The sequence below is a fragment of the Curtobacterium sp. Curtsp57 genome (assembly GCF_047324335.1).
GTDB lineage: Bacteria > Actinomycetota > Actinomycetes > Actinomycetales > Microbacteriaceae > Curtobacterium.
The window spans coordinates 3606390-3632597 of sequence record NZ_CP168511.1 but is presented as its reverse complement, the minus strand read 5'-3'; the positions used below and the strand labels follow the sequence as shown (position 1 = coordinate 3632597).

Sequence of the window (26208 nt, the reverse complement as noted above, 5' to 3'; positions counted from 1 at the left end):
TACGGATGTTGATACGGTAGCACCGTGATGACGGATCTGGAAGCGCTCGGGCAGGCGGTCAAACGGGCGCAGTACCGCAACCACCGCACCATGGACGCCGCACTGCGGGATCTCGGCGTGAGCCTCGTGCAGTGGGACGCCCTGCGCGCGATCGACAGGCTGCCGGGAGCATCGGGACACGACCTCGCCACGGAGACGTTCCAGAGCGACCAGGCGTTCGGTACCCTCGCGGCGCGGATGGAGGAACGCGGGCTGATCGCCCGCACCGCCGGCCGTGGCCGCCGGATCGAGCACTCGCTCACCGAGGCAGGTCGGGCAGCGCTCGAGGGCGGACGAGATCGTGCCGCCGGGGTCCTCGACGAGCTGTTCGCACCGCTCGACACCGACGAGCGGGCGACGCTCCTCCGACTGCTCCGCCGACTCACCGAGCAGGAACGGTAGCGTCTCCCCATGCTCGCGCGCCTCCGACCCCAGGCCACGGCACTCGTGCTCCTCCTCGTAGCCGGTGTCGCGGTGCTGGTCGCCGTCGTCGCGGATCACATCGCGTGGCCGATGGCCCCGGCGTTCCCGTGGCTGCATCACGGAGACTTCGCCTACGTCGCCACGAAGAGCCAGTGGGACACGGCGATCGCTGCACGCTCGATCGCGCGGGTCGCCGTGGTCATCGCCGGCCTCTCCCTCATCGCATCGGTGGTCGCCTTCCTCCGCTCGCTTCTCCTGAGCCGTCGGACCTGACGGTAGCCGAGCACGGGCTCCGCGCCACCGGACGGGAGGCTCGTGGCCGTGTCCGCCACGAGCCTCCTGTCCGGTGTCTGACGGATCGATCCGGGTGACCGCCTCGGGGTACGCGGATCCGCGCAGGGCACAGCGGGGTACCGGTACAACTTGCACCATGACCAGTTCCTCGCGCTCACCGCTCGGCGTCACGCTCGTCGACGGCGGCGCCAACGTCGCCCTGTTCTCGACCACCGCAGACCGTGTCGAGTTCTGCCACTTCGACGACGACGGGACCGAGCACCGCACCGAGCTCACCCACCGCACCGGGTACACCTTCCACGACATCGTGCCGGACGTGACCGTCGGCACCCGCTACGGCTTCCGCGTGCACGGCCCCTGGGACCCGGCGAACGGTCTGCGGCACAACCCTGCCAAGCTCCTGCTCGACCCGTACGCCACGGCGATCGACGGCACCTACGAGTGGGGTCAGGCGCTGTTCGGGCACGACATGGAACACCCGGACCAGATCGACGAGACCGATTCGGCGAGCGCGATGCCGAAGTCCGTGGTCGCCGACCGCACGTTCGACTGGGGCGACGACACCCGTCCCGACACGCACCTGTCCGACACAGTGGTGTACGAGGTGCACGTGAAGGGGTTCACGCAGCAGCACCCCGACGTCCCCGAGGACATCCGCGGCACCTACGCCGGCATGGCGCACCCGGCGGCGATCAAGCACCTGGTCGACCTCGGCGTGACGGCCGTCGAGCTCCTGCCGACGCAGCAGTTCGTGCAGGACTCGACGCTCGCCGACAAGGGGCTGCGCAACTACTGGGGCTACAACTCGATCGGTTTCTTCGCGCCGCACGACGAGTACGCGTCCTCGGGTACCGCCGGACAGCAGGTCGCGGAGTTCAAGCAGATGGTCAAGGCCATGCACGCCGCGGGGCTCGAGGTCATCATGGACGTCGTCTACAACCACACCGCCGAGGGCAACCACATGGGCCCGACGCTGTCGTTCAAGGGCATCGACAACCCGTCGTACTACCGCCTGGTCGAGGACGACGGCTCGAGCTACTTCGACACCACCGGCACCGGCAACTCGCTCAACGTCGCACACCCCGCCGCGCTCGGACTGATCGCGGACTCGCTCCGCTACTGGGTCGAGGAGATGCACGTCGACGGCTTCCGCTTCGACCTCGCGACGACGCTGACCCGCCAGGACAACGAGGCGAGCCGCCGCTCCGCGTTCCTCGACATCATCCACCAGGACCCGGTGCTCCGCCGGGTGAAGATGATCGCCGAGCCGTGGGACACCGCCGGGTACCAGGTCGGCGGGTTCCCGGCCGAGTGGTCCGAGTGGAACGGCAAGTACCGCGACGACATGCGCGCGTTCTGGCGCGGCGACGAGGGCGTCCTCGGTGACGCGGTCCAGCGCTTCCTGGGCAGCCCGGACGTGTACGAGGGCTCGCGGCGGGCACCGGTGTGCTCGGTGGACTTCGTGACCGCGCACGACGGCTTCACGCTCGCCGACCTGACGATGTACGCCGAGAAGCACAACGAGGCCAACGGCGAGGACAACGAGGACGGGGAGAGCAACAACACCTCGTTCAACGGCGGCATCGAGGGGCCGACCGACGACGGCGCGGTGAACGACTACCGCGACCGGCAGCGTCGGAACTTCCTCGGCACGCTCCTGCTGTCGGCCGGGGTCCCGATGATCCTGGGCGGCGACGAGATCGCCCGGTCGCAGGGCGGCAACAACAACGCGTACTGCCACGACGACGAGATCTCGTGGTTCGACTGGACCGCGGCGGACCGTGACCTGCTGGCCTTCACCCGCTCGGCGATCGCGTTCCGCAAGCAGCACGCCGCGCTGCGCCCGGAGTGGTACCGCACGGCACCCGGCGATTCCGATTCGACCGTCTCGGTCCTGCGTGCGGACAACGCCGGCTTCGAGGACGCCGACTGGGCTGACCCCGGCAACCGGGCCGTCATGCTCGTGCTCGAGCACGGGGCGGACGCGGTGGCGGTGCTGTTGAACGCCTCGGAAACGACCGTCGAGTTCACGCTGCCGGAGAAGCCCGGCGGCGGGACGTGGTCCCTCGGCCTCTCGAGCGACCCCGACCAGCAGGTCGACGACGGGGCCGGGTCCGTCCTGGTCCGGGACGCGTCCTTCACGGCGTTGACCTGACGGGCGCACCGCGTCGAGGCACCGGGTCCGCACTCGAACGCGCGATCCGGCCGATTGTTGCACCGGCGCGCTCCCGGACACAGACTCGTGGTGATGACTGCACTGACCTCACTCGTGTACATGTCCGTCGCCGCCGACGAGATGACCGATGCCGACCTGGTCGCGATGCTCCGGGAAGCACGCCTGCGGAACGATGCACTCGGCGTCTCCGGTCTGCTGCTCGCGAAGGGTGGTCGGTTCCTGCAGGTCCTGGAGGGCCCGGTGTGGAGTGTCGAGGACCGGTTCCGTGCGATCGAGGGCGACCCTCGGCACCGCGAGGTCAAGACCCTCTCGCGTGAGCCCGTCGCCGCGCGCCGCTTCGACGGCTGGGCCATGGCGTTCGCCGCACCGTCCGACTCCGATGTCCGGGACGAACCGGGCTTCAGCACCTTCCTCGCGGACCGCTCACCGCTGCCGGCCGACCTGGCCGGCTCCCCTGCCGACTGGCTCCTCCGGTGGTTCCGCGGTCGTGACCTGCTCGATCTGCCGGAGGAGCGGATCACCCTGGGCCGACACGCCGCCTGACGGCAGCGGAACGGGTCCGGCGGCGACCGGTGGTCGCCGCCGGACCCACGCTCACGAGTTGTCGATCACGCGGACGAAGTCGACCTTCATCTGCTGCGGGAACTGCGTGGACCCGTCCGGGTACCCCGGCCAGTTCCCGCCGACCGCCAGGTTCAGCACGATGAAGAACGGCTTGTCGAACACCCACGGGTTGCTGCCGGTGTCCGCCGTCGTCACCGTCTTGTAGTCGATTCCGTCGACGGACCAGGTGATCGATCCAGGCTTCCAGTCGACCGCGAACGTGTGGAAGGTGTCCGCGAACGACCACCCCTGCGGGTGCTGGTAGCTCGACGTGATCCCCTGCCCGCCGGAGTACCCGGGCCCGTGGATCGTGCCGTGCACGGTCGCCGGTTCGTAGCCGACGTTCTCCATGACGTCGATCTCGCCGGAGTTCGGCCACCCGACCTGGGGCAGGTCCGAGCCGAGCATCCAGAACGCCGGCCAGATGCCCTGGCCGCGCGGAATCTGGATGCGCGCCTCGATCCGGCCGTACCGGGGTGTGTACTTCCCCTGCGTGGACAGCCGAGCACTCGTGTAGGACCCGTCGGCCTCGCGCTTCGCCGTGATGACGAGGTTGCCCTGGCCGTCGAGCGCCGAGTTGTCGCGTGAGTCCGTGTAGTTCTCGAGCTCGTTGTTGCCCCAGCCACCGCCTCCCGTCTCGTTCGTCCAGACGGAACGGTCCGGTGCGCTCCCGGCAGCGCCGTCGAAGTCCTGCGACCAGATGACGTCACCGTTCGCGGCGCTCGCCGGGCCGCTCGCGGTGACGGCGGGTGTGACGCCGAGCGCGACCGCGGCCGTTCCGGCGAGCACGAGTGCGACCGTCCGGCGCTTCCTGTTGCGTGTCATGTCCTCGGACCTCCTCAGTTGTACGACGCCAGTCGGTTGGGCGCCGTGTTGCCCGCCGATGTCGGGACCGCTCCCCCGACGCCGTTGATGACGCTCGAGATGGTGCCGGTGTCGCCGAGGGAGACCGTCACCAGTCCGTGCGCACGGACGCCGGACGTCTGCGGGACCTCGAACGCACGATCGGCGTGCACGGCCGGGTTCGTGTTGAAGAAGCAGTAGACGCCGCCGCCCCAGATCTCGTGCTTCGTGACGGTCGACGCCACCTTGTACGCGGCGTACCCGGCTCCGGTCGGGCTCTGCCACGACGAGTTGTCCGGCACGTCGTACGGCATCTCGTTCTGGAAGAAGATGGTCTTCCCGTTGTTGCCGTTCCACTGGACTTCGTACTGCTGGTAGTGCTCGACGAAGAGCCCGGTGGCGAGGACGTCGTCGCCGTTGACCTCGACGCCGGTCGCGCCGGTGTTCACCGTCCAACCGGTCGCCGCGCCGCCGTGGTCGGCCCGCCACGCCCAGATGTGGTCGACGAGGGTGTCGTCGGCGTTCACCTGCAGCGTGGTCGAGGCCTTCCCCTGGATGCTCGACCCGACGCGGAAGAACACGTCCTGGATGCTCTGCGGGTCGCCGGCGTGGTCGACGTGCGAGCCGGAGGTGCCCAGCCGGACGAGCTGGGCACTGTTCTGCGTGCCGGCGTCGACGACGAGGTTCGAGACGTTCACTCCCGCGACGTCCGTCGAGGTCAGGACGGCGTTGCCCTTCGTCGGCACGAGCGTCGGGAACCCGATGCCCGTCACGACGGTGTCCGCCCGCGTCACACTGATCGGCGCGTCGAGCTGGTAGGTGCCCGGCGTGAAGAACAGGTTGAGCCCCTGGGACAGCGCGCTGTTGATCGTCGCCGCGGAGTCACCGGGGTGCGCGACGTAGAAGTTCCGCATCGGGATGTCGGTGCCCGCGGTGTTCGGCCAGGTCACACCCGAGGAGTTCTGCCGGAGCGACGGCACGAACACGTGGTACTTGTTCGAGGAGTCCACGTACAGGTAGGGCTTCTCGCGCGTGGTCGGCGTCGTCGCGAGGGTCGTGTAGCTCTTCGAGAAGTCGTTCGCCGGGGCGCCGTTCACGCCCGAGAACGTCATGTTCCAGTTGCCGCCCTGCCACGACCCGATCGTGGAGTTCCGGGTGTACCACTGCTGCTGCGACCCGCTCGTGACGGTGCCGTCGACCTTCGAGTCGGCGATGTACCCGCCGGAGGAGTACCCCTGTCCGCCGTCCTGGTTCGACGGCCCCATCGTCAGGTTGCCCGCGATGTGGACGCGACGCATCGGCGCGGCCTGCGACACCGCCCACCGGTCGGTGCCGCCCTCCGGTGCGATCTTCACGTTCTCGACCGATCGCCAGAAGTTCTGCGTCGCGTTCTTCTCGTCGCCGGCGTTCCACCCGGAGTCGACGTTGACCGCGCCGTTGATGGTGACGTCGTCGGGGTTCTTCCCGAGCCCGGCGACCGAGGTGTAGAACCCGAGGTTCGCCCAGACACGCCCGTAGCTGCCGGGCTTGAAGAGGAACGCGTACCGCTGCGATCCGAACTGCGCGCTCGGGTCGCGGAGCTGGGCGTTGAAGGCGGCGTCGACGTCGGCCTGGATGGTCGATGCCGGCACCGAGGGGTCGTAGACCTTGACGCTGCTCCCGAAGTCGGGGGTGTCGCTCGTGGTGACCGCCTGAGCCGAGATCGCCGGAGCCAGTGCCCCCACGACACCGGCGCTCAGGGCGATCGCGACGAGCTGCTTCATCCGTCGTTGCATGATGCTCGATTCGTCGATGTGCGGCGACGTTGCCGCACGCAACAGAAGCTAGACCTGTTCGTCCGCTCAGACAGTCGGACGAATCGAGGACCAGTCATGTCCCCCGGACGAGGGGGACGCGCCGAGCGTCAACGCCCCCGGCGTCGAACCGCCGACCGCGGCGGCGCCGCCCGGAGCTCCTCGCTGACCCGTCCGAGGATCCTGTCGAGCTCGGCGGCGTCATCGTCGGTGAGGTGTGCGAAGAGCAGCCCGTGCACCGTGGCGATGTGCCCCGGGAAGACCGCGGCGAGGACATCGCGGCCGGCCGCCGTGAGCGTCACGACGGTGCTGCGCTCGTCATCCGGGGACGGTCCGCGGGTGACGAGCCCGCGCTGCTCGAGCAACTGCGCCTGGTACGTCAACCCGCTCCGGCTGTAGACGACGCCGTCCGCCAGGTCCGTCATGCGCAGGTGCCCGTCCGGCGCGTCGCCGAGCCGTGCGAGGAGCTGGAACTGCACGTAGCTGAGCTGCCCGACGTCCTTCAGCTGCCGTTCCACCGCGGGCCGCAGCAGCGCTCCGACCTCGGTGAAGGCGAGGTAGGCGCTGAGTTGCGTCGGCGTGAGGGCGGCAGGCGATTCCGTCATGTTCCGATCCTACCTGTTGATTCGAATTCGAAGCAGTGCTACAGTGCGAACAACTTCGAATTCGAAGCACATGACGAAAGGCACGATCATGCAGGCAGTCCAGTTCTCCGAGGTCGGCGGACCCGAGGTCCTCCGGTACGGCGAGGTCGAGCAGCCCACTCCCGCCGCCGGGCAGGTGCGCGTGCGGGTCGCGGCATCCGCGTACAACGCAGCCGACAACGGCATGCGGGCCGGGTTCCTCCCCATCCCGATCCAGCTCCCGCACATCCCCGGGTACGACGTCTCCGGGACCGTCGACGCACTCGGTGACGGAGTGACCGGACTGGCCGTCGGCGACGCGGTCATCGGGTTCCTCCCGATGGAGGCCGACGGCGGAGCAGCGGAGTACGTCGTCGCTCCGGCGGAGTCATGGGTGCCAGCACCGACGAGCATCCCCCTGGCCGACGCAGCCGCGCTGCCGTCCGTGGCACTCACCGCGTGGCAGGCGCTCTTCGACGACGGCCAGCTCACCGCCGGGCAGCGACTGCTGATCGTCGGCGCCGGCGGCGTGGTCGGCAAGTACGCGATCCAGCTCGCGAAGCGCGCCGACGTCCACGTCATCGCGACCGCGAGCCCGCGCAGCGCCGACGACGTCCGGGCAGCAGGAGCCGATCAGGTCGTCGACCACACCGAGGCCGACGTCCTCGGCGCACTCGACGGGCAGGTGGACGTCCTGCTGAACCTCGCGCCCCTCGATCCGGAGCAGTTCGCGGCTGACGTCGCAGCGGTCCGCAACGGTGGCATCGTGGTCAGCACGACCGCGTTCATCGCCACGCCGGGTGACGAGTCCCGTGGCGTGCGCGCCGCGACCGTCTTCGTCCAACCGAACCGGGAGCGGCTGGCCGAACTCGTGGCCCTCGTCGACCAGGGTGCGCTGACCGTCGAGGTCACACGGCGCATCGCGCTCGCCGAGCTGCCGGCGCTCCACGCCGAGGGCGCGGCCGGCCGGATCGCCGGCAAGGTGATCGTCCTGCCGTGACGCGACCGATGATGCGGACCGGAGGCTCGTGGCGGCCCCGCCACGAGCCTCCAGTCCGATGTCTGGTGGACTACCGGGCCGCGGTCGCCTCGCGCGCGGCGGCTTCCGCCGCGACCCAGGCGAGCATGCCGCACTTCACGCGCATGACGAACTTCGAGACACCGTGGAAGGCGATCAGGTCCTCGAGGACGTCCTCGTCCGGCTCGCCGGCGCCACGGGAGCGCATCATCGTCCGGAACTCCTCGGTGAGCGCGAGGAACTCCGGGACGGTCCGGCCGACGGCCATGTCCGTGAGCACCGAAGCCGAGGCCATCGAGATCGAGCAGCCGTCGCCCTGCCATCCGAGTCCGGCGATCCGGTCGGACCCCGGTTCGAGCCGCACGCTGACGGTGATCTCGTCGCCGCACGTCGGGTTCCGCTCGAAGTGCGACGCGTCGGCGTCCGGCAGTTCGCCGTCGCCGTGCCGGGCCTTCGCGTGGTCGAGGATGACCTGCTGGTACAGGGAGTCGAGGGTGTTCACGCGTCCACCCCCGCTGCTCCGAAGTACCCACGGATCTCGCTGACGGCCTGGACGAAGCGGTCCACGTCCTCGTCGGTCGTGTAGACGTAGGTGCTCGCGCGGCTCGTCGCGGTGAGCCCGAGTCGACGGTGCAGGGGCTGCGCGCAGTGGTGCCCCGAACGGACGGCGATGCCCTGCGCGTCGAGGTACTGCGCGACGTCGTGCGCGTGCACCCCCTCGACGTCGAACGACACGAGCCCGGAGCGCGGCACACCGGCAGCGGGGCCGACGACCGAGATCCCGGGGACGGCGGCGAGGCCGTCGAGCATGCGCTGGGCGAGGTGCTCCTCGTGGGCGCGGACCTGCTCCATGCCGATCGCCTGCAGGTAGCGGACGGCCTCGGCGAGTGCGACGGCCTGCGACACTGGCTGGGTCCCGGCCTCGAACCGCTCGGGCGCCGGCATGAAGTCGGTGTGTTCCATCGTCACCGTCGTGATCATCGAGCCACCGGTGCGGAACGGCGGGAGCGCGTCCAGCAGCTCACCGCGTCCCCAGAGCACGCCGATGCCGTTCGGGCCGAGCATCTTGTGGCCGGAGAATGCTGCGAAGTCGACGTCGAGCGCCTGCACGTCGAGGGGACGGTGCGGCGCGGACTGGCAGGCGTCCAGGACGACGAGCGCGCCGTGGGCGTGTGCCGCCTCGACGACCTCGGCGACGGGGGCGATCATGCCGGTGACGTTCGACACGTGCGCGAACGCGACGACCTTCGTGTGCTCGGTGATCAGCGCGAGCGCGTCGGCAGCGGTCCAGCACCCCTGGTCGTCGACGGGCACCCAGCGCAGGGTCGCTCCGGTCGCGAGGGCGGTCTCCTGCCACGGGACGAGGTTCGCGTGGTGCTCGGCCTCGGTCACGAGGATCTCGTCGCCGGGACCGATCCGGAAGCGCTCGGCGTCCGCTCCCCCGCGTCCGCGGCTGGCGTTCGCGATGCCGTACGCGACGAGGTTGAGCGCGTCGGTGGCGTTCGACGTCCAGACGATCTCATTCGGGCTCGCGGCGCCCACGAACCTGGCGACGGTCGCGCGCGCGTCCTCGTACGCGTCGGTGCTCAGCGCGGCGAGGGTGTGCGCCCCGCGATGCACGGCGGCGTTGTCGTGTTCGAGGAACCGCCGCTCGGCGTCGAGCACCTGTCGTGGCCGTTCCGCGGTGGCGCCGGAGTCGAGGTACGCCAGCGGCCGCCCGTTCACCTGCTGCTGCAGGATCGGGAAGTCGGTCTTGATCCGCTCGACCTGGTCGTCGGTGAGCGGCTGGTTCGGTGCCACGATCGTCACTGCGCTTGATCCTCCTGCTGTCATCGGGGACAACCGCTCCATCGTCCTCGTTGTTCCACCAGGAGTCCAGCCGGACGGCCCAGGCCCGTTCGCCGCAGGGCCGTCCGACCGTGGCTCGCGCTACTCGTTGCCGACGTGCTTGTCGGCGGTGTCGCGCGCGCCGTCGATCTTGTCGTCGTACTTGCCGCCGGTGGCCTTCTTCACGGCGTCGGCGACACCGTCGAGGATCTTGTCGCTGATCCCTTCGGCCTGCTCGCTCTTCAGGGCGTCCTGGACCTTGTTGTCCTTGAGGAAGTCCTGCGCCTTCTTCGTGATGTCGTCGAACCCGGCCATCGTCTGCTCCTGACGTTCGGCGCGGAGCCGTGCGCCCCGCGTGTTGCCGCCGATGGTATGCCGATGCTGCGGGAGCCGTCCGGCAGAGCGACAGTCTGCAGCGCCGGCATGCGGTCTCTTCCGGCAAGGCGACAGTTTCCCGGCGGGACTCGGCAGCAGCCTGTCGCTTTCGCGGAGACAAGCGGGCGGAGACAAGCGGGCGGAGACAAGCGGGCGGAGACAAGCGGGCGCGGACGTACCGGTCAGGTCATCTGGGCGCTGCGGCGGCGGGCGAGCACGTACCCGACGGCGACCGAACCCGACACGGCGAGCAACGAGGGGATGAGGATGTCGGTCCCCTGCTGGGTGAACTCGACGACGAGCACGAGCGCGGTGAACGGCGCCCGCATGGTCGTCGCGAGGAACGCGGCCGCACCGATGAACGCGAACGACACCAGGTTCGGGCCGTCCGCCGGCCACATCAGCATCCACGCGCCGCCGAGGAAGCCACCGAACGCGGAGCCGATCGCGATGGACGGGGTCAGCGTGCCGCCGACGGCACCGGCACCGATCGTCGCCGAGGTGGTGATCGTGCGGATGATGCCGAGGACGAGGAGGCCGACGATCGGGGCCATCCCGAGCATCGTGGCGCTGTTCATCGAGGTGTTCATCGCGTCGATCCCGAGCGCGCGGCCGTTGCCGAGGATCTCGGGGAACGGGATGGCGATGAGACCGACCATGGCGAAGACGAGCGGCAGCATCACGAGGAGGTGCCAGCCCTTCGGAGCGAGGCCCTGCAGTCGGTTCGTGAGCTTCACGAACCCGACGCCGGCGAAGCCCAGCACCGGTCCGACGATCACGGCCCACACGAGCAGCGACGGCGTGAGGTGCGTCGTGGGCACGTGGTAGAGCACCTCGTCCGGGATGGCGAGCCGGGCGACGAATGCCGCGATGGCACTCGTCGCGAACGCCGGCAGCGCGGTGGCGAACGTCAGCTCGCCGAGCAGGACCTCCACCGCGAAGAGCGCTCCGCCAAGCGGGACGTCGTAGACGGCGGCGAGACCAGCCGCGGCGCCGCAGGCGACGAGGATCTTGGTCTCCCGCTTCGTCAGGCCGGCCCTGGCGGTGATGAGCTGGGACAGCCACGCGCCGATCTCGCGCGGTGCGACCTCCTTGCCGATGGAGGCACCCAGTCCGACCGCGAGGATCTGGATGCCGGCGTTGCCGACCGTGGCGAGGGACGGCATCCGCTTGCCACCGACGGCGGCGGGGACGGACACGACGGGTCGGCCCCAACGGCGGATCGCCCACCAGGCGACGCCCGTCAGCACACCAGCAGCGACGAGCGCCAGGAAGCGGTTCAGGCCCGACGGAGCGTCCGCGGCCTCGAGGTGGCCGCCGAACGGGTACCCGAACGCGACGAACTGGATGAGCTGCAGGGCGAGCCACACCGCGATCCCGGCGATCCCGCCCGCGACGCCGACGAGCCCGGTGACGACGACGAGTTTCATCACCCACGCGGGTGTCGTGTGGGCGGTGTGCGACATGTCGGAAACCCTATCGGCCACCCGGACCTGTCCTCGGCCACGCTACGGTGACCTGGTGTTCCCCCGCATCGACGTCCCCGGCCTCGGCGAACTCCGCGGTCTCGAGCTCGGCGACCCTGGGCCGCTCCGCCAGCGGTTGACATCGCTGGTCGCCGACGGCACCAAGACGGCCACTGCCGGACGGCTCTCCGAGTACGACGACGAGGGCGAGGAGCTCGAACACGTCGGCGAGCGCTTGGTCCTGCTCGACGACGACGACCGCCCGATGGGGACGGTCGTCATCACGGCGGTCGAGATCGTGCCGTTCACCGAGGTGCCGTGGGCGTTCGCGGACGCCGAGGGCGAGGGCTTCACCGACATCGACGACTGGCGGGCACAGCACCGCCGCTTCTGGCTGCGAACCGAGGGCGTGGTCGTCCCCGACGACGAGCCGATCGTGCTGATCTGGCTCCACTACGAGCCCTGACGCTCAGTCGAAGAGCTCGCTGAGCCAGTTCCCGCGGCGCTTCTTGCCGTACTGCTGCTGCCCGTATCCCGGCTGCTGCCCGTACCCGGGCTGCCCGTACTGGCCGTAGCCACCTCGGCGGCCCTTGTCCCACGACCCGGGCGACCCGGGCGAACCCGGCGACGCGTACCCGTTCCGCGGCACCGCCATCCCGGGCGCGTACCCGGGGACGGAACCGTACGCGGGGGCAGCGGGCGCACCGGGGACCGCCTGCGGACCAGGAGCTGCCGACGAACCAGGCGCGGCCCGGTCGATGATCTTGTCGAGCTCGCCGCGGTCGAGCCAGACGCCGCGGCACTCCGGGCAGTAGTCGATCTCGATGCCGGATCGCTCCGACATCACGAGGGTGGACTGGTCATTGGGACAGTGCATGCGTCCGATCCTGTCGGCCCCGTGTGTGCCATCAGTGCCAAGCCCCTGGAGGACCCCTGTGGATCACCGGAGTGTCCGCCGTCCGACACCCGTCGCCCGCGCCCTAGGCTGACGACGTGACCGAGACCCGAGGCACAGCGGAGCACGGCTGGGAGCCGCTCGTCGGCAGTGCGCAGTCCGTCGTCCTCGAGGTGCTCCGGGCCGGCCCCCGCCCGCGCACCGAGCTCGCCGAACGCCTCGGCCTGTCCGGCCCGAGCCTGTCGCGTATCACGAGGCCGCTGCTCGAGGCCGGGATCCTCGTCGAACGTGACGGGGTGCAGCAGACCACGACCGGTCGCCCGTCGATCCCGCTCGACATCGACGCGGACGCACACCACTTCGTCGGCGTGAAGCTCACCGGGGACAGCCTGTTCGCCGTCTCCACCGACCACCGCGGCCGGGTGCTGACGGAGCGCGAGGAGCCACTGACGGACACGGACGTACCCGCCGTGGTCGCCCGGATCGCGGAGGTCGTCGCCGCGATTACGGCTGCGGACGACCGCGTCCGCGGGGTCTGTGTCGCGCTCGGCGGCGCGACGATCGACCGGCGCGAGGTCCGTCGCGCGCCGTTCCTCGGCTGGGAGGACGTCCCGCTCGCCTCGCTGCTCGGCGCGGCGACCGGGCTGCCGTGCTCGGTCGAGAACGACGTGCGGGCACTCACACACGCCGAGCACTGGTTCGGCGAGGGCCGCGACCACCGCTCCTTCGCGCTCCTGACGATCGGCGCCGGCATCGGGCTCGGCCTGGTCGTCGCCGGCACGGTGCTCTCCGGCGCGCACTCGACCGCCGGCAGCATCGGGCACCAGCGGCTCGGCGGTGCGGTGAGCACGTCCGACCTCCGATGCGAGTTCGGCCACCGCGGGTGCGCCCGCGCCGTGCTCAGCGCGCGGGCGATCTCCCTCGCGGGCACCGAGGCACTCGGCCGTCCGGTGTCCGCGGCCGAACTCCTCGACGCGGCTCGGGGCGGCGACCACGCTGCGCGCGCCGTCGTCGACACGGCTGCCGAGGCCCTCGGGCTCCTCGTCGCGGACGTCGTGAACGTCGTCGATCCCGAGGTCGTCCTGCTCTCCGGCGAACTCGTGGGGGTCGCCGAGGTCGGCCGGGCAGCGCTCGACCGCTCGGTCGAGGCCGCTCGACACTGGTCCACGCCGACCCCGACGGTGATCGCGCAGCCGTTCCGGTTCAACGAGTGGGCCCGCGGCGCAGCCGCGGTGGCCATCCAGATGCACGCCCTGGGCGCCTGACCCGGACGGCGCCGCCGCGGGGCGCGCGGACGGGAGGCCCGGTGCCAGCTGGCACCGAGCCTCCCGTCCGGTACGGAACGCGATGGGCGCGTCAGGTGAGCTGCAGGAGCGTGTTCACCTGGTCGTTCACCGCGGTCAGCGTGCTGACCGGCTTGCCGTTCGCGTAGATGTCGTCGAACGCCGGCTGCACGAGCGCCTGCACGTCTGCCGGGTTCCGCGTGACGGGGAACAGGAAGGTGGTCTTGTCCTCCACCTGCCGGGTGAACGCCGACACGTCGAGCCCGCGCTTCTCGAACGCGGCGACGGCGGCGTCGGTGCCCTCCGGGCGGGCCGGGAACACGATGCCGGCACGACCGACGATCTGCTGCGCCGTGGAACCACCGAGGAACGCGACCCACTTCGCCGCTGCCTCCGGGTTCTTCGCCTGCTTCGTGATCGAGTCGCCGAGCCCGTTGAACATCGACGCGCGGTGCCCGACCGGTCCGACCGGCGTCGGCGCGATGCCGATGTCGAGCCCCGGCAGGTTGGCGTAGGTGCCGATCATCCACGAGCCGTTGAACGACAGCGCGACCTTCTTCGCGCCGAGCTGCACGTCCGGTCCGGTGGTCGTCGAGAAGACGCCGTACTTCGGCATGTAGCCCTTCTCGGCGAGGCCGTAGTACCAGGACATCGTCTTCTGGAACCCGGCGTCGTCGTACCAGAACCGGTTCCCCCACGGGTTCTTGTTCGTGTAGAACCAGTCGGTCGATCCGGTGAACGGCGACCACTGGGTCTGCCCGAACCCGTCGCCGCCGCTGCCGTTCGCGCTGATGCCGTAGACCGCGACGTCGTTCTTGTCGAAGCCGGACTCGTCGCCGCGCCTGCCCTTCCCGTCGACGGTCAGGTGGGCGACCATCTTCTCGAAGGAGCCGCCGTCGTCGGGGTTCCACTCGAGCGACGCCAGCTGCTCTGGGGTGACCCCGGCCCTCGCCATCGCCTTCTTGTCGTAGAACATCGCGATGGTGTCCCAGTCCTTCGGGGACCCGTAGCGGTGACCGTCCTGCCCCTTCCAGAGCTGGGCGAGGCCGGACTGGTAGTCGGCGTCCTCGATGGAGGCGGTGGCCTCGAGTTCGTCGAGCTCGTAGAGCACGTCGAGGTCGGAGTACTGCGGGAACTTCGTCAGGTGGTCGGTGAACACGTCCGGAGCGGTGCCGGCGATGAACCCGGCGGTGAGCTTCGTCCAGTAGTCGTTCCAGCCGAGCTGGGTGATCTTGATCGTGATGCCGGGGTTCTGCTGCTCGAATGCCTTCGCGACGGCCTGGTAGGCGGGCAGCTGGTTCGAGTCCCACAGCCAGTAGGACACGGTGCCGGTGGCGCCGCCGGTCGCTCGGCCCGACGAGCGGCCGGGCGACGAGCACGCGGCGAGCGCACCGAGGGCGAGGGCTGATGCTCCGCCGGCGAAGAGCGCGCGGCGGGTGATGGGGTTCGTCATGAGCTGGACCTACTTGATGCCGGAGAAGCCGATGGAGTTGACGATGCGCTTGGCGAAGAGGCCGAACAGCACGATCATCGGGAGCGCCGCGACGAGGGTCGCGGCCATGAGTCCTGCCCAGTCGGTGCCGGACTGCGGCGACTGGGACTTGAAGACGCCGAGCGCCACCGTGAGCACCCGCGAGCTGTCGGTGTACGACACCATGAGCGGCCAGAAGTAGTCGTTCCACGCGGTGATGTACGTCAGGACGGCGAGCGTCGCGATCGGTGCGGCGGCCATCGGCAGGATGAGCCGGAAGAACACCCGGACCTTGCCGGCGCCGTCGATGAGCGCCGCCTCCTCGACCTCGCGGGAGATACCGAGGAAGAACTGGCGCAGGAAGAACACCGCGAACGGGGTCATCAGCATCGACGGCAGCGAGATCCCGAGCAGGGTGTCGACGAGGCCGAGCGACTTGATCAGGGCGAAGTTCGGCAGCAGCGTGAAGATCGTCGGGACCATGAGCCCGGCGAGGAACACCGCGAACACCTTGTCGCGCCCGGGCCAGCGCAGCCGGGCGAAGGCGTAGGCGGCGCCGGCGGAGAAGAACACCTGGCCGACGGTGATCATCGTCGCGGTGATCACCGAGTTGAGCAGGTACTGCCAGAAGTTGATCGCCGCGCCGGAGCCGCCCTGTGCGAGCGCCTCCTTCGTGGACTGCAGGCCGAACACCCGCTCGAACCCGCCGAGGCTGAACCCGGTCGGCAGCAGCGAGGTGGGGTCGGCGGAGATCGCACCGTTCGACGACAACGCCGTCCGGAGGATCCAGTAGAAGGGGAACAGGGTCACGACGATCACGGCGATCATCGCGATCCAGGCGAACACGCGGCCGACGGACGGCTTCGGTCGCTGGGGCTTCGCGCCACGCGTGGTGACGGCGCGGGTGGTCGTGGGCTCGACCACCGGGGGCAGGGTGCTGGTCATCGTCGACGCTCTCCTGATCCGGGTCAGTCCAGGTCGCTCTCGCCGGAGCGCGAGAGTCGGTACTGGATGAAGGTGATGATGCTGAGGACGACGAGGAGGGCCACCGAGACTGCGGACGCGTACCCGAACTGGAACCGGCCGAAGGCCAGGTTGTAGATGTAGTTCTGCACGACGTTCGTGGCGTTCGCCGGGCCGCCCTGGGTCGTCACCGCGACGGTGTCGAACACCTGGAACGACCCGATGATCGTGATGATGAGCACGAGCGACAGGATCGGCCGGAGGAGCGGCACGGTGATGCGCCAGAACATCTTCCACTCGCTCGCCCCGTCGATGCGGCCGGCCTCGTAGACCTGCTCCGGCAGCGCCTGGAGGCCCGCGAAGATCAGGAGCGCCGTGTAGCCGACGTTCCGCCAGACGTTGATGAACGCGATCGTCGGGATGCCCCAGAAGTCGCTCTGCAGGAACGGGATGCGGCCGACGCCGAGTGCGGACAGGACCTCGTTGCCGATGCCGAGCTGCGTGTCGAGGATCCAGAGCCAGATGAGCGCCGCGACGACGTTCGACACCAGGTAGGGCGCGAGCACGATGCCGCGGACGAACGTGGACTTGGTCAGGCGGTGCATCATCACGGCGATGAAGAGCGCCAGGACCGTCTGGAACCCGATGTTCAGCAGCACGTACTCGACCGTGACGGCCATCGAGTGCCAGAAGATCGAGTCCTGCACGAGCCGCTCGTAGTTCTGCAAACCGGTGAACACCGGCGGGGTGAGCAGGTTGTACGAGGTGAAGCTCAGGTAGATCCCGCGGATGGTCGGCCAGAGCAGGAACACGGCGAACCCGATCGCCGCGGGGGCGATGAAGACGAGGGCGAGCCAGAGGTCGTTCCTGGGGCGACGTCGGCGCGGTGCTGCGGTCCTGGATCCGGCCGCCTCCGCGGCTCGGGCGGGCCGGCCCCGCCGGACGGCTGGCGCCGTCAGGGGTGTTTCGGTGGCCATCGTGACTCCTTCGTCAACGCGGTTCCGTCCGGGTGGCAGTCCCGGATCGGGTTTAGTGTCGCTGCAAAAGAAAGCGGTTGTCAAGGGCTTTGTGCACACATGACCGACGGGAGGCTCGTGGTGACGTCACCACGAGCCTCCCGTCCGTCAGGAACGCGCGATCAGAGCGCGGTGAGCCGGAACGGGACGACCCGCTCCGCGGAGGTGGACGGGGCTTCCAGCCCCACCGTCTCGAGGACCCGTCCGGTGAAGACGCGCTCCCCCTCCCACCAGACGGGTGCGCGGACGCCGTCGGCGCCGCTGCCGATGAGCACCGGGTCGACGCGGTAGCGGGTGTCCGGGTCGAGGTCGCGGAAGGTGATGCGTCCGCGGAGGCTGACCTCGGGTGCCGTGAGCGACGCCAGGAAGAACATCGCCTGCTTCCGGTCGGGTGCGACCGTGCCGTAGACGTTCAGGGAGTCGTCGACCTGGTCGACGCGCACCAGATCGCCGCCGTGCAGGAGCGCGCGGGTGTCCTTGTAGAGGGCGATCCACTCGGCGAGGTCGCGTTCCTCGGCCTCGGTCGCCTTCGACAGGTCCCACTCGATGCCGAGGTGCCCGAAGAGCGCCGTCCCCGCGCGGAACGACAGGTCGTGCCAGCGCCCCGTCGTGTGGTTCACGCCACTGGCGATGTGCGAGCCGAGCAGCTCCGGCGGCAGGAGCTGCATCGTCCAGCGGTTCATCTGCTGGCGCTCGAGCGGGTCGATGCAGTCCGAGACCCAGACGCGGTCGGTGTGCTCGATGACCCCCAGGTCCACGCGGGCCCCGCCGGACGAGCACGACTCGATCTCGAACCCGGGGAACCGGTCCTTGAGCGCGGCCATCAGCCGGTACGCGGCGAGGGTCTGCTCGTGCACGGCCGCGCCGCCGTCACGGTGCCCCGCCTCCACCAGGTCGCGGTTGTGGTCCCACTTGACGTAGTCGACCCGGTACTCGTCGATGATCGCCGTCATCCGGTCGAGCACGTACTCGTACGCCTCGGGGATCGCGAGGTTCAGGACCTGCTGGTGCCGGGACCGGATCGGCAGGCGACCGTCGGCCTGCATGATCCACTCCGGGTGTGCACGGGCGAGGTCGCTGTCCTCGTTGATCATCTCGGGCTCGAACCACAGGCCGAACTGCATGCCGGCGGCCCGCACGTGGTCGACGAGCGGGGTCAGACCGTCGGGCCACACGTCGTCGTCGACGAACCAGTCCCCGAGGCCCGCGAAGTCGTCGCGGCGGTGCCGGAACCAGCCGTCGTCGAGGACGAATCGCTCGACGCCGAGCCGGGCGGAGCGGTCCGCGAGGTCCTTGAGTCGCGCGAGGTCGTGGTCGAAGTAGACCGCCTCCCACACGTTGATCGTCATCGGGCGAGGGCTCGTCGGGTGCTGCGGGCGGCTCCGCAGGTGGTCGTGGAACCGGCGGGCCTGGGCGTCGAGGCCGTCCGCGTAGGCGCCGTAGACCCACGGACCCTGGTACGTCTCGCCTGCGCCGAGGCGGACCTCGCCCGGCAGCAGCAGCTCGCCGCCGCCGATGACCTGCTTGCCGTTGAACAGGCGCTCGGCGTGGTGGCGGTGGTTGCCGCTCCACGCGGTGTGGACACCCCAGACCTCGCCGCGGGCGAAGCCGAACCCGGGGACGCCGACGCTCAGGACCGTCGCGGCGTCGGCGCCGGTACGGCCCTTGCGCCCCTCGCGCTCGTGGATGCCGACGACGAGTTCGCTGCGCTGCGGGGTGCGCTCCTTGCCCCAGCGGCCGGCGAAGTCCAGGATCTCGCGGGCCCTGGTCGGGATCGGCAGGGCGACCGTGACGTCGTCCACGGTGTACGGGCGTTCGTCGTCGGTCGCGTCGCCGGTGTTCGTGACTGCTGCGCGGGTGCGGATCAGTCCGGTTGCGAGGAGCTCGATCTCGAGGCGGACGGCGAGGCCGGCGTGCCCGTCAGCGGCCTCGACGACGACCAGGGCCGGGCCGGCGTCGATGCGCGCGGGCTCGTCGTCCGTGCTGGGTGCGCTTTCGTGCGCCGCGCTCGGCGCGCTCTCGTGCGCCGCGCTCGGCGCGGTCTCGTGGGCTTCGCCGATCACGTCGATGCTCGTCGTCGTGAACTTCGGCGACCAGTCGTGGCCGTCCCGGTGACCGCTGATGCCGGGCTTGCCCGACCACCCGGCGTGCGGTTCCGGCAGGATCGCCAGTCGGATCGGCTCGTCGACGGCGTTCGACACGACCGGCTCCCGCCCGGCCAGCACGAGTGCCTGGAGGTCAGCGGTGGACTGTTCCCCGAGGGCCGCACCCCAGTGCACCACCGACGGCAGGCGCCCCTCGGTGCAGTCGAGCACGAGGGAGACCCCGGCGGTGGACAGGTGGACGAGGGAGTGCGTCATCGAAGCTCCAGGTCTGCGTTACTTTTGTCCTGCAAGTATGTCAGAGGGACTCGTCAGAACCAGCGCTTCACCTTGAAGACGACGAAGAGGATCGCGGCGAAGGCCACCATCGCGATGATCGACAGCGGGTACCCCCACGTCCACGAGAGCTCGGGCATGTGGGTGAAGTTCATGCCGTAGATGGCCGCGATGAGGGTCGGCGCGAAGAGGATGGCCGCCCAGCCGGAGATCTTCTTCGTGTCGTCGTTCTGCTTCTGCGCCGCCAGGGTCGCGTCGACCGTCAGCGCGTTCTGCAGGAGCTGCCGGAAGGTGTCGATGCGCTCGATGGTGCGGATGGCGTGGTCGAGGACGTCGCGGAAGCGTCGCTGCATCTCGACCGGCAGGTGGTACTTCTCGGCGCCGCGGTGGATGTTCTCGATCATGTGGACCAGCGGACGCGCTGCCCGCTGGAAGTCGACCACCTCGCCGAAGAGCTCGTAGATGCGTCGGGAGACCCCGGGGACACCGGCGAAGAGCTGGTCCTCGATCTGGTTGATGTCCTCCTCGAGCCCGTCGATCACCGGGATGTAGTCGTCCACGATCGAGTCCATCAGCGCCCAGAGCTGCGCCTGCGGTCCCGCCGTCACGAGTCCGGGCTTGCCGCTCATCCGCTGCAGCGCCCGCGGCACGACGTTCCGGCCACGCGGGTCGGCCTTCACGACGGCCAGGAAGAACTGCTCGCCGACGAACGCGTGCACCTCGCCGAACTCGACCTCCTCCAACTGGTCGTTGTACAGCGCTGGCTTCAGCACCGCGAACAGGGTCGAGCCGTACCGCTCGAGCTTCGGCCGCTGGTGCCCCTCGGCGGAGTCCTCCACCGCGAGCTCGTGCAGACCGAGCGCCACCGCGACGTCCCCGAGCTCCTCGGCGTCTGGTTGGTACAGGACGATGCAGGCGCTGGCGTCCTGGTCCTCCATCATGCGGAAGGAGTCGTCGAGCGTCGGACTCGCGATCGGTGCGATGCGGTCGATGTAGGCGGTGTTGAGCTCGACGGTCACGTGCCCAACCTACGCACGTCCCCCATCCGCTGAACGGCGCCTGCGCACCGTGGCGTGGCGACCGCCTACCGTGCAGGTCATCAGCATGCTGACGAAGGGATGAGTCATGCGGTGGTTCCGGAAGATCGTGATCGCGGCGAGCGCCGTCGTCGCCGTTGTCGGCTCGTTCATCGGGTCGGGCGCGGCAGGTGGCACGCCGATCCAGGACGCCGCCGGCGGGGCGTTGTCGGCCTCGTCGACGGCCATCGCGCCGGCCGGGCCCGCGTTCGGCATCTGGAGCGTCATCTACGTGGGGCTCATCGCCTTCGCGGTCTGGCAGTTCCTGCCCCGCCGTGGCGACGAGGCCCGGCACGACCGCCTCGCCGTGCCCGCGACGCTGTCCCTGCTGCTCAACGCCGCCTGGATCCTGTCCGTGCAGTTCGGGCTGCTGTGGCTGAGCGAGCCGATCATCGTCGCCCTGCTCGCGGTGCTCGCGTGGACGTTCGTGATCCTGCGACGCACGCGGCCGTCCGGCACGGTGGAGGCGATCGTCACCGACGGCACGTTCGGGCTCTACCTCGGCTGGGTGTGCGTCGCGACGGCGGCGAACACGGCAGCGGTGCTGACGGCCGCCGGCTTCCGCGGCTTCGGGCTGTCGCAGGACGTCTGGGGGGTCGTCGTGGCACTCGTCGCCGGGGCGGTCGGGGTCTTGCTGGCCGTGAGCGGCCGCGGGCGCCTCGCTCCGACGGTCTCCCTGGGGTGGGGTCTGGCGTGGGTCGCGGTCGCACGACTCGACGGCCCGCTGGTGTCGGTGCCCACGGCGGTCGCTGCGCTCGTCGCCGTCGTCGTCGCCGTGGTGGTCACCCTCGCCGTGCGGACCCGCGCGGGCTGGTCCGCCGCCCGGTCCGCGCGCGCCGCGTAGCCCGCGCCGTCCGTCGTGCCGCTGGCGACATCGTGCCGCCAGGCCGCCCGCTCCCTACCGCGAAAGCGACAGTTCCCCGCCGGAGTTCGGCGGGGAACTGTCGCTTTCGCGGAAGGGGCGGAGGGCGCCCGACGCCCGACGCGCGGCGCCCCGCAGCCGCGTCAGGCCGCGGACGCGACCAGGCCGTGGGCAGCGGCCACGGCCTCGTTCGTGACGCGGCCGGCGTGCACGTTCAGGCCCTTCGCCAGGGCAGCGTCGGACTCGAGCGCCGCTTCCCAGCCCTGGTTCGCGATCGCCAGGGCGTAAGGCAGCGTCGCGTTCGTCAGCGCGATCGTCGACGTGCGCGGGACGGCACCCGGCATGTTCGCCACGCAGTAGTAGACCGCGTCGTGCACGCGGAACGTCGGGTCGTCGTGCGTCGTCGGGTGCGAGCCCTCGAAGCAGCCGCCCTGGTCGATCGCGATGTCCACGAGCACCGATCCCGGGCGCATGTCGGCGACCATGGCGTCGGTCACGAGCTTCGGCGCCGAGGCCCCGGGGATGAGCACCGACCCGATGACGAGGTCCGCGTCCTGCAGCGCCGTCGCGATCGCGTGGGTCGACGAGCGGAGCGTCGTGATGCGTCCGTCGAACCGCGCGTCGAGCACACGGAGTCGCGGCAGGCTGATGTCGAACACGGTGACGTCCGCACCCATCCCGAGGGCGATCGTCGCCGCGTGCTCACCGGCGACGCCGCCGCCGATCACCACGACGCGGCCCTTCGGCGTGCCGGGGACGCCACCGAGGAGCAGACCACGGCCGCCGTTCGCCGCCATCAGGTGGTTCGCGCCGACCTGGGCGGACAGACGTCCGGCGATCTCCGACATCGGGGACAGCAGCGGCAGCGACCGGTCGGGCAGCTGCACGGTCTCGTACGCGATGGCCGTCGCACCGGAAGCCACGAGGGCATCGGTGAGCGGCCGGTCAGCGGCGAGGTGCAGGTAGGTGAAGAGCACCTGCCCGGGTCGGATCGACGGGTACTCGGACGCGACGGGCTCCTTGACCTTCAGCACCAGCTCGGCCCGCGCCCACACGTCGTCGGCGGTGGGGACGATCGTCGCACCGGCGGCGGCGTACTCGTCGTCCGGGAACGACGACCCGGTTCCGGCTCCGGCCTGCACGAGGACCTCGTGCCCGTGCATCGTGAGTTCGGCGACGCCGGCCGGGGTGGCGGCGACACGGAACTCGTTGTTCTTGATCTCGGTGGGGACGCCGATCAGCATGGCGGACTCCTTCGTGGGCGACGTGGCTCGGTCGCCCACCATCCAGCCACTCGCGCGTGTCCGTCGTGTTACAGCCGAACATCCGAAAGGTCAGGGCCGAATCCGTGTCACGGAATTCGGTGTCAGAGCACCTTGCCCGGGTTCAGGATCCCGTTCGGATCGAACACCCGCCGGATCCCCCGCTGCAGCGCCACCAGGTCGTCGCCGAGCTCGTCCCCGATCCACCGTCGCTTCAGGACGCCGACCCCGTGTTCACCGGTCAGCGTGCCGTCGAGTTCGATCGCCGCTCGGAACAGCGCGTCTGCCGCGTCCCAGACGTGCTGCGGGACCTCGTCCCCGTCGAACACGAAGTTCGGGTGCAGGTTGCCGTCCCCGGCGTGGGCGACGGTCGGGATCGCGACGCCGTGCTCGTGGCCGATCGCCGCCACCCGGTCGAACATGTCGGCGAGTCGGCTGCGCGGGACCGCGACGTCCTCGATGAGCACCTGGCCGCGCGCCTCCATGGCCGGGTGGAACGACCGGCGGATGGTCAGCAGGCGCTCGCGTTCGTCGCCGTCGACCGCCCGGCGGACGGTTCCGCCGGCGGCCTGGAGGACCGGCTCGGCTCCGCGCGCCGCTTCCGCCCCGCCCACGCCGTCGAACTCGACGAGCAGGAACGCCCCGCCGGCGGGAACCGCTCCCACGGACTCGGCGATCACGTCCGGTCCCAGGTAGGCCGCGATCCCGGCGAGCGCTGCGGCATCGAGCAGTTCGACGGTCGACGGCCGTTCCGGCCCGTGCACGACGTCGGCTGCTGCTGCGGCCGCTGCTCGGACGTCCGGGAAGACCGCGCCGAGCGTCGCGGGCTCCCCCGACGGCACCGGGACGAGCCCGACGGTCGCCCCGACGATCACCCCGAGGGTGCCCTCGGAGCCGACCATGAGCGCGGTGAGGTCGAGGCCGGTGACGCCCTTCACGGTGCGGTGGCCGGTGGAGACCAGGCGCCCGTCCGCGAGCACGACGTCGAGCCCGAGCACGGCTTCACGCGTCACGCCGTACTTCACGCATCGGAGACCCCCGGCGTTCGTGGCGATGTTCCCGCCGATGCTCGAGATCGCCGCACTGGCCGGGTCCGGAGCGAACCGGAGTCCGAGCGGCAGCACCGCGGCGTTCAGGGCACCGTTCAGCACGCCCGGCTCCACCACGGCGAGCTCGTCGTCGGCCGAGACCTCGACGATGCGGTCCATCAGCGCGGTGCTCAGCACCACCGACCCGTCCGTGCCGTTCGCCCCACCGGCGAGCCCGGTGCCTGCGCCTCGAGGGACGACGCCCACCCCGAGCTCGTTGCACGTGCGGAGCGTCGCCTGCACGTGGGCGACGGTGCGTGCCTCGACGAGCGCCGCCGGGCGTCCGGTCGCGACCCAGCCGGACTTGTCGGTCCTCGTGGCGTCCAGTGCGTCGGCGTCGTCCCGCACGATCAGCCCGTCCGGGTCGTCGAGGGCGGAACGGAGTCTGGAGACGACGGTGTCCATGCGGGCAACGCTACCGAGTCGAGCCGCGGCGCCGTCAGCCGCGACTGCGGAGCGACTCGCTCGGGAGTTCCCCGAAGCGAGCCCGGTACGCGGCGGAGAACCGGCCGAGGTGGCCGAAGCCCCACGACCTGGCGACCTCGGCGACCGAGAGCTCGTCGCGGTCGGCGCGACGCAGGTCGTTGTGCGCGCCTTCGAGTCGGACTTCCCGGAGGAGCTCCCCCGGGGTCTGGTCGAGGTGGCGGCGCAGGGACTGCTGCAGCCCACGCGGGCTGAGCCCGGCTGCGTCGGCGATCTCCGAGGTGCCGATGGGCTCGTGGGCGTGCGCGTGGACGTACTCGAGCGCACGGCGGAGTCGCTCGTGCTCCGGACCGTTGCCGGCGACCGTCGCCCGCCAGCTCGCGCGCTGGGGGAACGCCCGCAGCGCCGCGACCGAGAACGCCTCGGCGATGTCCCGCCGGGCGACCTCGTCGAGATCCTGCTCCATGTCGAGCCAGGTGGACGAGTGCTGTTGCACGATCGACCGCCACAGCCGCATGCCCTCTGCGGTCGGCGCGCGGAGCGGCTCGAACGCGAACGCGGGGTCGCCGGTCAGTCCGGTCACGAAGGCCCGGTCGAGGTGCACCATGCTCAGTGCAATGTCCCGCTGGTGGAGTTCGTACGCGGTCTCCACGGGCAGGACCACTGGGACCCCTGGTTCGAGGTCGAGGCTCTCGCCGCCGGCCGTCATCGTGCTCGTGCCACCGCGGACCCACGCGACGATGAACTCGTCCGCGACGAAGCTCTCGCTCCGCAGGTCGACGCCGAAGCGCGCCGTCCGCAGCGACATCCGATCGTCCCCCACGCCGGCGAAGTCCCAATTGGTCTTCGGCGACGTGCGACGGACCGTCGGCGTGCGGAGGTCGTAGTCGACCGAGAAGAACGCGATCGCATCATCGACGTCGGTGCCGGCGAGCCGCCGGAACCACCGAGAACCCTGACGATCATCCATGGCGGAGAGGATACGCACGACCACCGACACTCGTGGATCGTCAGGGCTGCAGGATGGCTTGTCCGATGCTCTCGTCGAGGATCAGGTCCGTGATGAGCCCCGCCGCGAGCGCGCCCTTGAGCGACGCCGCCTTGCCGCGCCCCGCCACCACGCAGATGCGCCGGGGAGCCCGCTTGATGGTGTCGAGGTCCGGGCCGCCGGCGCGGGCGTTCACGCCGATGTCCCGCCACGACCCGTCCGCGCGGTAGAACACGGTCGAGACGTCCCCGACGACCTTCGCCTTCGTCAGTTCCTCGCGGTCGGCCGGGTCGAGGTAGCCGCCGGAGTACACGTGCGAGGGAACCGGGGCCTGCGGCGCACCGACACCGAACACGACGACGTCCATCCGCTCGTGCAGGTCGAGCACGCGCCGGATCGAACGCTCGCGGAACAGGGCCTCCTTCGTCGCCGGGTCGTCGAAGAACGCCGGGACGGGGAACTGCTGCACGAGCGCACCGTAGGCCTCACCGAAGCGCCGGAGGATCTCGGACGCGTAGACGATGCCGGTGGTGCGGGTGTTCGCCGCGCCGTTCACCTGCACGACGGTGGAGCCGTGCGTGGTCTTCGGCACGAGGTACCGGCTGACGGCGCTCACCGTCGAACCCCACGACAGCCCGATCACCATGTTCGACTCGATGTACTGCGTCAGGATCCTCGCCGCGGACAGCGCCACCCGCTCGAGCCGGTCGACGTCGCTCGTGTGGTCGGGCACCGGGACCACGTGCGCGTGCACCCCGAACCGTGCACGGATGTTCCGGCTGAGCGCGGCGGCCTGGTCGAGCGGCGACCGGATCTGGATGTCGACGAGCCCGGTGTCCCTGGCGTGCTTCAGCAACCGGGACACCGACGAGCGGGACGTGCCGAGCTCGTCGGCGATGGCGTCCATCGTCAGGTCCTGCAGGTAGTACAGGTGTGCGGCGCGCAGCGCCTGCTGGGTGCGCATCGGTTGGGCGGCATCGCTCATGGAGCCAACCATGCACGGACGTGCACGGCGTCTGCAAG

General features: G+C 70.3%; 25 protein-coding genes. 8 read left to right on the top strand and 17 right to left on the bottom strand.

Annotated features, from left to right (window positions below; all coding sequences use genetic code 11):
• The first annotated feature begins 27 nt into the window (after positions 1-27).
• The 4 genes from ACEN9V_RS17420 (at position 28) to ACEN9V_RS17405 (ending at position 3475) form a co-directional block, all read left to right on the top strand.
• The gene (locus ACEN9V_RS17420) at positions 28-441 is read left to right on the top strand and encodes a MarR family winged helix-turn-helix transcriptional regulator (protein WP_413601370.1); all 414 of its coding nucleotides are present in this window, start codon (positions 28-30) and stop codon (positions 439-441) included.
• Positions 442-450: 9 nt separating this feature from the next.
• Positions 451-735, top strand: a complete 285-nt coding sequence (locus ACEN9V_RS17415) for a hypothetical protein (RefSeq protein ID WP_413601369.1) — start codon at positions 451-453, stop codon at positions 733-735.
• A gap of 157 nt (positions 736-892) precedes the next feature.
• Positions 893-2911 carry a glycogen debranching protein GlgX gene (gene glgX, locus ACEN9V_RS17410; RefSeq protein ID WP_413601368.1) on the top strand — a complete coding sequence of 673 codons (2019 nt, stop codon included), beginning with the start codon at positions 893-895 and terminating at the stop codon, positions 2909-2911.
• Between the two features lie 93 nt (positions 2912-3004).
• Positions 3005-3475: a BLUF domain-containing protein gene (locus ACEN9V_RS17405; RefSeq protein WP_413601367.1), complete on the top strand. Its 471-nt coding sequence runs from the start codon at positions 3005-3007 to the stop codon at positions 3473-3475.
• Positions 3476-3526: 51 nt separating this feature from the next.
• Here ACEN9V_RS17405 and ACEN9V_RS17400 read toward each other — a convergent pair whose 3' ends face one another.
• The 3 genes from ACEN9V_RS17400 to ACEN9V_RS17390 all read right to left on the bottom strand — a co-directional run bounded on the left by ACEN9V_RS17400 (position 3527) and on the right by ACEN9V_RS17390 (position 6776).
• Complete coding sequence (locus tag ACEN9V_RS17400) at positions 3527-4360, bottom strand: family 16 glycosylhydrolase (RefSeq protein WP_413601366.1); 834 nt, start codon at positions 4358-4360, stop codon at positions 3527-3529.
• 14 nt (positions 4361-4374) lie between these two features.
• Entirely contained in the window at positions 4375-6141 is a 1767-nt protein-coding gene (locus tag ACEN9V_RS17395) for a hypothetical protein (RefSeq protein ID WP_413601365.1), read from the bottom strand.
• Between the two features lie 140 nt (positions 6142-6281).
• Positions 6282-6776, bottom strand: coding sequence for a MarR family winged helix-turn-helix transcriptional regulator (locus ACEN9V_RS17390; RefSeq protein WP_413601364.1), 495 nt, complete (start codon positions 6774-6776; stop codon positions 6282-6284).
• Between the two features lie 88 nt (positions 6777-6864).
• Between ACEN9V_RS17390 and ACEN9V_RS17385 the strand changes: the two genes are divergently transcribed.
• Complete coding sequence (locus tag ACEN9V_RS17385) at positions 6865-7794, top strand: NADP-dependent oxidoreductase (protein WP_413603081.1); 930 nt, start codon at positions 6865-6867, stop codon at positions 7792-7794.
• Between the two features lie 70 nt (positions 7795-7864).
• Here ACEN9V_RS17385 and sufU read toward each other — a convergent pair whose 3' ends face one another.
• From sufU to ACEN9V_RS17365, 4 genes are all read right to left on the bottom strand, one after another.
• The gene (gene sufU / locus ACEN9V_RS17380) at positions 7865-8314 is read right to left on the bottom strand and encodes a Fe-S cluster assembly sulfur transfer protein SufU (protein WP_281265280.1); all 450 of its coding nucleotides are present in this window, start codon (positions 8312-8314) and stop codon (positions 7865-7867) included.
• Positions 8311-9645 carry an aminotransferase class V-fold PLP-dependent enzyme gene (locus tag ACEN9V_RS17375; protein WP_413601363.1) on the bottom strand — a complete coding sequence of 445 codons (1335 nt, stop codon included), beginning with the start codon at positions 9643-9645 and terminating at the stop codon, positions 8311-8313. The genes sufU and ACEN9V_RS17375 overlap by 4 nt, the downstream gene beginning before the upstream one ends.
• 96 nt (positions 9646-9741) lie before the next feature.
• Positions 9742-9954, bottom strand: coding sequence for an antitoxin (locus ACEN9V_RS17370; protein WP_413601362.1), 213 nt, complete (start codon positions 9952-9954; stop codon positions 9742-9744).
• A gap of 242 nt (positions 9955-10196) precedes the next feature.
• Positions 10197-11480, bottom strand: a complete 1284-nt coding sequence (locus tag ACEN9V_RS17365; RefSeq protein ID WP_413601361.1) for a chloride channel protein — start codon at positions 11478-11480, stop codon at positions 10197-10199.
• A 55-nt stretch (positions 11481-11535) separates the two neighbouring features.
• Here ACEN9V_RS17365 and ACEN9V_RS17360 point away from each other — a divergent pair, with 55 nt between their 5' ends.
• The gene (locus ACEN9V_RS17360; RefSeq protein WP_413601360.1) at positions 11536-11946 is read left to right on the top strand and encodes an ASCH domain-containing protein; all 411 of its coding nucleotides are present in this window, start codon (positions 11536-11538) and stop codon (positions 11944-11946) included.
• A gap of 3 nt (positions 11947-11949) precedes the next feature.
• Here ACEN9V_RS17360 and ACEN9V_RS17355 read toward each other — a convergent pair whose 3' ends face one another.
• Positions 11950-12357, bottom strand: a complete 408-nt coding sequence (locus ACEN9V_RS17355; protein ID WP_413601359.1) for a zf-TFIIB domain-containing protein — start codon at positions 12355-12357, stop codon at positions 11950-11952.
• Positions 12358-12473: 116 nt separating this feature from the next.
• Here ACEN9V_RS17355 and ACEN9V_RS17350 point away from each other — a divergent pair, with 116 nt between their 5' ends.
• On the top strand, positions 12474-13640 hold the full coding sequence (locus tag ACEN9V_RS17350) for an ROK family protein (protein WP_413601358.1): 1167 nt from the start codon (positions 12474-12476) through the stop codon (positions 13638-13640).
• A 91-nt stretch (positions 13641-13731) separates the two neighbouring features.
• On the opposite strand, the gene ACEN9V_RS17345 is transcribed toward ACEN9V_RS17350, so the two are convergent.
• The 5 genes from ACEN9V_RS17345 to ACEN9V_RS17325 all read right to left on the bottom strand — a co-directional run bounded on the left by ACEN9V_RS17345 (position 13732) and on the right by ACEN9V_RS17325 (position 20505).
• The gene (locus ACEN9V_RS17345; protein WP_413601357.1) at positions 13732-15111 is read right to left on the bottom strand and encodes an ABC transporter substrate-binding protein; all 1380 of its coding nucleotides are present in this window, start codon (positions 15109-15111) and stop codon (positions 13732-13734) included.
• A 9-nt stretch (positions 15112-15120) separates the two neighbouring features.
• Positions 15121-16074 (bottom strand): carbohydrate ABC transporter permease, encoded by a 954-nt coding sequence (locus tag ACEN9V_RS17340; protein WP_281265289.1) that lies wholly within the window; start codon positions 16072-16074, stop codon positions 15121-15123.
• 23 nt (positions 16075-16097) lie between these two features.
• A complete protein-coding gene (locus tag ACEN9V_RS17335) occupies positions 16098-17069 on the bottom strand; it encodes a carbohydrate ABC transporter permease (protein WP_281265290.1) in 972 nt (323 codons plus the stop codon).
• A 161-nt stretch (positions 17070-17230) separates the two neighbouring features.
• Positions 17231-19468, bottom strand: a complete 2238-nt coding sequence (locus ACEN9V_RS17330; protein WP_413601356.1) for an alpha-galactosidase — start codon at positions 19466-19468, stop codon at positions 17231-17233.
• Between the two features lie 53 nt (positions 19469-19521).
• Positions 19522-20505 (bottom strand): magnesium and cobalt transport protein CorA, encoded by a 984-nt coding sequence (locus ACEN9V_RS17325; protein WP_413601355.1) that lies wholly within the window; start codon positions 20503-20505, stop codon positions 19522-19524.
• 106 nt (positions 20506-20611) lie between these two features.
• Between ACEN9V_RS17325 and ACEN9V_RS17320 the strand changes: the two genes are divergently transcribed.
• Positions 20612-21406: a TspO/MBR family protein gene (locus ACEN9V_RS17320; RefSeq protein WP_413601354.1), complete on the top strand. Its 795-nt coding sequence runs from the start codon at positions 20612-20614 to the stop codon at positions 21404-21406.
• A 161-nt stretch (positions 21407-21567) separates the two neighbouring features.
• On the opposite strand, the gene ald is transcribed toward ACEN9V_RS17320, so the two are convergent.
• From ald to ACEN9V_RS17300, 4 genes are all read right to left on the bottom strand, one after another.
• Entirely contained in the window at positions 21568-22668 is a 1101-nt protein-coding gene (gene ald, locus ACEN9V_RS17315; RefSeq protein WP_413601353.1) for an alanine dehydrogenase, read from the bottom strand.
• A gap of 122 nt (positions 22669-22790) precedes the next feature.
• Positions 22791-24179: an FAD-binding oxidoreductase gene (locus ACEN9V_RS17310; RefSeq protein WP_413601352.1), complete on the bottom strand. Its 1389-nt coding sequence runs from the start codon at positions 24177-24179 to the stop codon at positions 22791-22793.
• A 34-nt stretch (positions 24180-24213) separates the two neighbouring features.
• A complete protein-coding gene (locus ACEN9V_RS17305) occupies positions 24214-25167 on the bottom strand; it encodes a helix-turn-helix domain-containing protein (protein ID WP_413601351.1) in 954 nt (317 codons plus the stop codon).
• A gap of 40 nt (positions 25168-25207) precedes the next feature.
• On the bottom strand, positions 25208-26170 hold the full coding sequence (locus ACEN9V_RS17300; RefSeq protein ID WP_413601350.1) for a sugar-binding transcriptional regulator: 963 nt from the start codon (positions 26168-26170) through the stop codon (positions 25208-25210).
• Positions 26171-26208 lie beyond the last annotated feature (38 nt).